Origin of the sequence: Microbacterium sp. ISL-103 (assembly GCF_018613995.1) — a bacterium.
Classification (GTDB): Bacteria; Actinomycetota; Actinomycetes; order Actinomycetales; family Microbacteriaceae; genus Microbacterium.
Window position 1 is genome coordinate 1 of sequence record NZ_JAGGPD010000357.1, and the last position, 4,969, is coordinate 4,969.

Below are 4,969 nucleotides of genomic sequence, written 5' to 3' on the forward strand. Positions count from 1 at the left end.
CCGCGTGACCTGTGGTGCCCGCGTGACCTGTGGTGCCCGCGTGACCGGTGGCCTCCGATTCGAGTTCGGTAGCGTCGCCCTGTCATGACCTTCCCCTCCCCCTACGACGCCTGGTTTCCCGACGCCGAGTTCGACGGCAGCTACGGCCACACGCTCACGACCCTCCGCGGGATCGCGCCGGTTCCGCCGCCCACCGGCTTCGCCGCGCGATGGCAGGGCTGGCGGGAAGAGGCGAAGACGGTGGATGCCGCCCCCACCGTGCTCTCCACCGAGATCGCGCACGGACGACGGGTGTCGATCATCGAGCATGCGGGCGTCGACGGCATCCGCCTGCGCGCCTGGTTCGTCGAGCCGACCTCTGCACCGGCCCGCGTCGGCATCGTGCATGGTCACGGGTACGGCGGGCGTGACGTGATCGACCTCGCCCGTGTGCCGGACGACGCCGCTGCGATCTTCCCGGTGACCCGCGGACTCCCGACGATGAACGCGGGCATCGGCGCGCCCGAACAGCCCCTCGAACATGTGCTCGCCGGCATCGACGACCCCGAGCGTTACGTGCTGGGCCTGTGCGCCCGTGACCTCTGGCTTGCGGCGGATGCCCTGACCTTCCTCGCCGGCCCGCTGCCGCTGTACTACATCGGAGAGAGCTTCGGCGGAGGCGTCGGCGCCCTCGCGCTCCCGTGGGACGAGCGGTATATCGGGGCGACCCTCATCGTGCCGAGCTTCGGGCAGCACGACGAACGGCTGGCCGTGCGGTGTCTCGGCAGCGGCGAGGCCGTGCGAGAGCATGTCGCCACGCATCCTGAAGCCCGCGAGGTGCTGCGCTGGTTCGACGCCTCGACGGCCCTGGGCTTCGCCCGCATCCCGGTGCGGGTCGAGGCGGCCCTCTGGGATCAGTCCGTGCCGCCACAGGGGCAGTTCGCAGTGGCGAACGCGGCGCGGATGCTCGAGCTCGCCGTCCTCCCGGCCGGCCATGCCGACTATCCGGGGTTCGCAGACGTGACCGCCGACGCGATCAGGCGCGGCCGCGCCCACCTCGCTCGCTCACTCCGCGCCGCATCCTGATCCGCTCGCGCCCACGCTTCCCGGCTCCGGTCGCAGTTGGTGCCGCCTGAACGACGTCGATGCGGCACCAACTGCGACCCGAGCGCGTCGCGCCGCATCCTGATCCCCGCCGCGCGCCCACCACCGCGCTCCCGGGCCTGCGCATCCGAGCACTGGACGCCACTTGTCATAACAGGTACACTCAGCTTGTCATTACAGGTTGCGCAGCGCCGCAGCATCCGCACGAGGAGCACCGATGCCCCAGTTCCACACTCCCCCGATCTCGCCGATGGCGATCGCCTTCGACGCCGAGAAGCTCACGCTCTCGCCCGAGGGGCCGACCCTCACTCGGCGCATGTCCGACCTCGAGGGCCTGTTCCTCGACGCGGATGCCTGGGCTGCCGCTGCCGCCGGCGACAACCCCGTCGTCTACACCGTGGTCAGCTCGCCCGTGCCCGAGGTCGACCGCGAACTGCCGCAGTCGATCACGACGATCATGCCCGGCGACACCTCGGGTGAGCTCTGGATGACGAAGGGCCACCAGCATCCGAACCACCAGGGCGAGATCTACCTGGCGCTCACGGGGCGAGGCGGTCTGCTCATGTTCGACGGCGAGCGCACCGAGTGGCTCGACATGCTTCCGGGCACCATCGGCTACATCCCGCCCGGCTGGGCGCACCGCTCGATCAACACCGGCGACGAGCCCTACGCGTTCCTCGCGGTCTATCCCGGCGGCGCCGGCCACGACTACGGCTGGGTGCTCGAGCACGGCATGGGCTCGCGCGCCTATCGCGCGAGCGAGGGCGTGGATCTGCGCCCCTATTCCGCGACCGCCTCTGCGCAATAGGCTCCCGCCATGCTGATCGCGCACGATCTGGGGACGACCGGCAACAAGGCCTCCCTGCACCATGACGACGGCCGCCTCGTCACCTCTGTCACCGTCCCCTATCCGGCGCACTTCGCCGCGGGCGGCATCGCCGAGCAGAACCCGGCGGACTGGTGGGATGCCGTCGTCTCAGCGACCCGACAGCTGATCGCTCGCGCCGGCGTCGGGCCCGAGACCATCGGAGGCCTGGTCGTCAGCGGCCAGATGATGGGCACCGTGCTGCTCGACGCCCAGGGCGAGCCGGTGCGTCCGGCGATCATCTGGGCAGACACCCGCTCGGGCGCGCAGACCCGCGCGCTCGAGCAGCGCCTCGGCGCGGAGGATGCCTACCGCGTGCTCGGCCATCGACTGAACCCCACCTACTCGCTCGAGAAGATCATGTGGGTGCGCGACAACGAGCCCGAGGTGTGGGCGCGCGTGCGCCACTTCTGCGTCGCCAAGGACTACATCGTCTACCGCCTCACCGGGCGCCTCGCCACCGAGCGCTCGGACGCCTCGGGCACCAACGCCTACGACCAGCTGCGCGGCACCTGGTCGGCCGACGTGCGCGCCGCAGCAGAACTCGACGCCGCGCTCTTCCCCGAGATCCTCGACTCGACGACCGTCGCGGGGGTCCTCACGACCGCGTCTGCGGATGCGCTCGGGCTCCCGGCATCCGTCCGCGTCGTGATGGGCGGCGGAGACGGACCGCTGGCCGCCGTCGGCTCGGGCATCGTCGCGCCCGAAGACGGCGCGTACGTGTGCCTGGGCACCTCGTCGTGGATCTCGTTCGCGAGCCTCGCCCCGCTGCACGACCCGCAGATGCGCACCATGACGTTCGACAACGTCGTGCCGGGTTCCTTCGTGCCGACCGCGACCATGCAGGCAGGTGGCGCATCGGTGCAGTGGATCGCCGAGGCTCTCTCGCCCGACCCCGCGCGCCCCGACACCGCGCGGCTCACGGCTGAGGCCGGTGGCGACCTCGACACCGAAGACCTCTATTTCCTCCCCTACCTGCTCGGCGAGCGCTCCCCCCTGTGGGACCCGCACGCCCGCGGAGCCTTCGTCGGCCTCGGTCGCCACCACACGAGAGCCCACCTCACCCGAGCGGTGCTCGAGGGCGTGGCGTACAACCTGCTCACCTGCATCCAGGCCTTCCGCGAATCCGGCGCCACGATCGACCGCATCGATGCGGTGGGCGGCGGAGCCCAGAGCGACGCCTGGCTCGGCATCCTCGCCGACGTCTGGGGTGTGCCGATCCGCCGCCGCACGATCGTCGAAGAGGCCAACAGCCTCGGCGCCGCGGTCACGGGAGCGGTCGGCCTCGGCCTCGCCGACTTCTCGGCTGCCAGGGCGCTCAGCGAGGTGACGGCGGAGTTCACACCGGATGCCGGTCGGCACGCCGTGCACGCCCAGCGTCACACCCGCTTCGTCGATGCCTACACAGCGCTCGAGCCGTGGTTCGCTTCCGCGCCGCCCGCCGACCAGGGCGCCTGATGGGAGTCATCCTCGCCACCAGCCGGTCGTTCTCAGACGGCGATCTCGACCTCGTCGGGCGCGCGACCGCAGCCGGCCATCAGATCGTCCGCGGCCCCGCGCATCACGGACTCACCGAGCTCGCACCCCTGCTCGCCGCGGCCGAGGGCTGGATCGCCGGCACAGGACCCGTGACCGACGAGCACCTCGCCGCCGCCCCGAACCTCAGAGTCGTCGCCCGCTACGGCGTCGGCACCGAGGCGGTCGATCTCGATGCGGCGCTGCGGCGCGGCATCCCGGTGACCAACACCCCCGGTGCGAATGCGGATGCCGTCGCCGATCACGCCGTCGGGCTCATGCTCGCGGCCCTCCGGTTCATCCCCGACGGCGATCGCCGCGTGCGCGTCGGCGACTGGGCTGTGCGGCGCGGCCGCGAACTCGGAGCCGCCACCGTCGGCATCGTGGGCTTCGGCCGCATCGGCCAGGGCGTCGCCCGACGCCTCAGCGGTTTCGGTGCCCGAGTGCTCGCCGCCGACCCGTTCCTGCCGGCCGACGTCATCGCCGAACGCGGGGCCGAGCCGGTCGAGCTCGATGAGCTGTTCCGCGCCGCCGACCTGATCACCCTGCACGCCCCCGGGGGCCAGACGCTCGTCGATGCGACGCGCCTCGACAGCATCCGGCCCGGGATGATCCTGGTGAACACCGCCCGCCCCGACCTCGTCGACGAGCCCGCGCTGGCGCAGGCCCTGCACGACGGACGCCTCGGCGGATACGCCGCCGACACCCTGAACGGCGACACCGCCGCGAGCGCGAGTCCGCTGCTGGCACCCGACCTCGCCGACCGTGTGACCGACACCCCCGCCACTCCCGCGACTCCCGAGACCGGCGGCTACATGGGCTTCGTCGGCGTGAGCACCGGATCGTCCTCGATCATGAAGGTGTTCCCGAAATGGGCCGAGGTGCTGGGCCTGCCCACCGAGAACCTGATCGGGCATGACCTGCCGATGGATGCCACGCCTGAGCAGTACGTCGCGATGGTCGAGCAGATCCGCGACGACCCTCAGCACCGGGGCGCGCTCGTCACGACCCACAAGATGAACGTCTTCTCGGCGGCATCCGACCTCTTCGACGAACTCGACCCGTTCGCCGTGTCGTGCTCTGAGATCTCGAGCATCCCGAAGCGGGGCGACCGTCTGATCGGCCGCGCGAAAGACCCTCTCACCGTCGACCTCGCCCTGAACGACTTCCTGCCGGCCGCCCACTTCGCCCGCACCGACGGGGAGGTCGTGATCCTCGGCGCCGGCGGCTCGGGCACGGCCCTCAGCTGGGCACTGGCAGAGCGGGCGGATGCTCCGGCGAAGATCACCGTGACCGCCCGCGACGACGACAGGCTCGACCACCTGCGCGAGGTGCACCGCCAGCACGGCACCGCCGACGGGCTGATCGCGTACGCGCGCACCGACACGGTGCAGGATGCCGCGGCGATCGTCGCGGCGGCACCCGCGGGGTCGCTGATCGTGAACGCCACGGGCCTCGGCAAGGATCGCCCCGGCTCGCCGCCGCCCGACGACGCCGCGTTCCCCG

4 protein-coding genes are annotated in these 4,969 nt (G+C 71.6%); all 4 read left to right on the forward strand.

All coding sequences use genetic code 11. The features are described from left to right. Positions 1 to 84 precede the first annotated feature (84 nt). Positions 85 to 1,065: an acetylxylan esterase gene (locus J7E68_RS13200; protein ID WP_215173301.1), complete on the forward strand. Its 981-nt coding sequence runs from the start codon at positions 85 to 87 to the stop codon at positions 1,063 to 1,065. Positions 1,066 to 1,300: 235 nt separating this feature from the next. Beyond that, complete coding sequence (locus J7E68_RS13205; protein WP_215173304.1) at positions 1,301 to 1,891, forward strand: glucose-6-phosphate isomerase family protein; 591 nt, start codon at positions 1,301 to 1,303, stop codon at positions 1,889 to 1,891. Between the two features lie 9 nt (positions 1,892 to 1,900). Continuing rightward, the gene (gene xylB, locus J7E68_RS13210) at positions 1,901 to 3,406 is read left to right on the forward strand and encodes a xylulokinase (protein WP_215173307.1); all 1,506 of its coding nucleotides are present in this window, start codon (positions 1,901 to 1,903) and stop codon (positions 3,404 to 3,406) included. Further along, positions 3,406 to 4,969 (forward strand): NAD(P)-dependent oxidoreductase (locus J7E68_RS13215; protein ID WP_215173308.1); only part of this gene is annotated, 1,564 nt, incomplete at its 3' end. The genes xylB and J7E68_RS13215, both read left to right, overlap by 1 nt.

What these genes read in the sequence shown, in the direction of transcription:
- J7E68_RS13200 (WP_215173301.1), top strand. Translation starts at nt 85, where the DNA reads ATGACCTTCCCCTCCCCCTACGACGCCTGGTTTCCCGACGCCGAGTTC.
- xylB (WP_215173307.1), top strand. Translation starts at nt 1,901, where the DNA reads ATGCTGATCGCGCACGATCTGGGGACGACCGGCAACAAGGCCTCCCTG.
- J7E68_RS13205 (WP_215173304.1), top strand. Translation starts at nt 1,301, where the DNA reads ATGCCCCAGTTCCACACTCCCCCGATCTCGCCGATGGCGATCGCCTTC.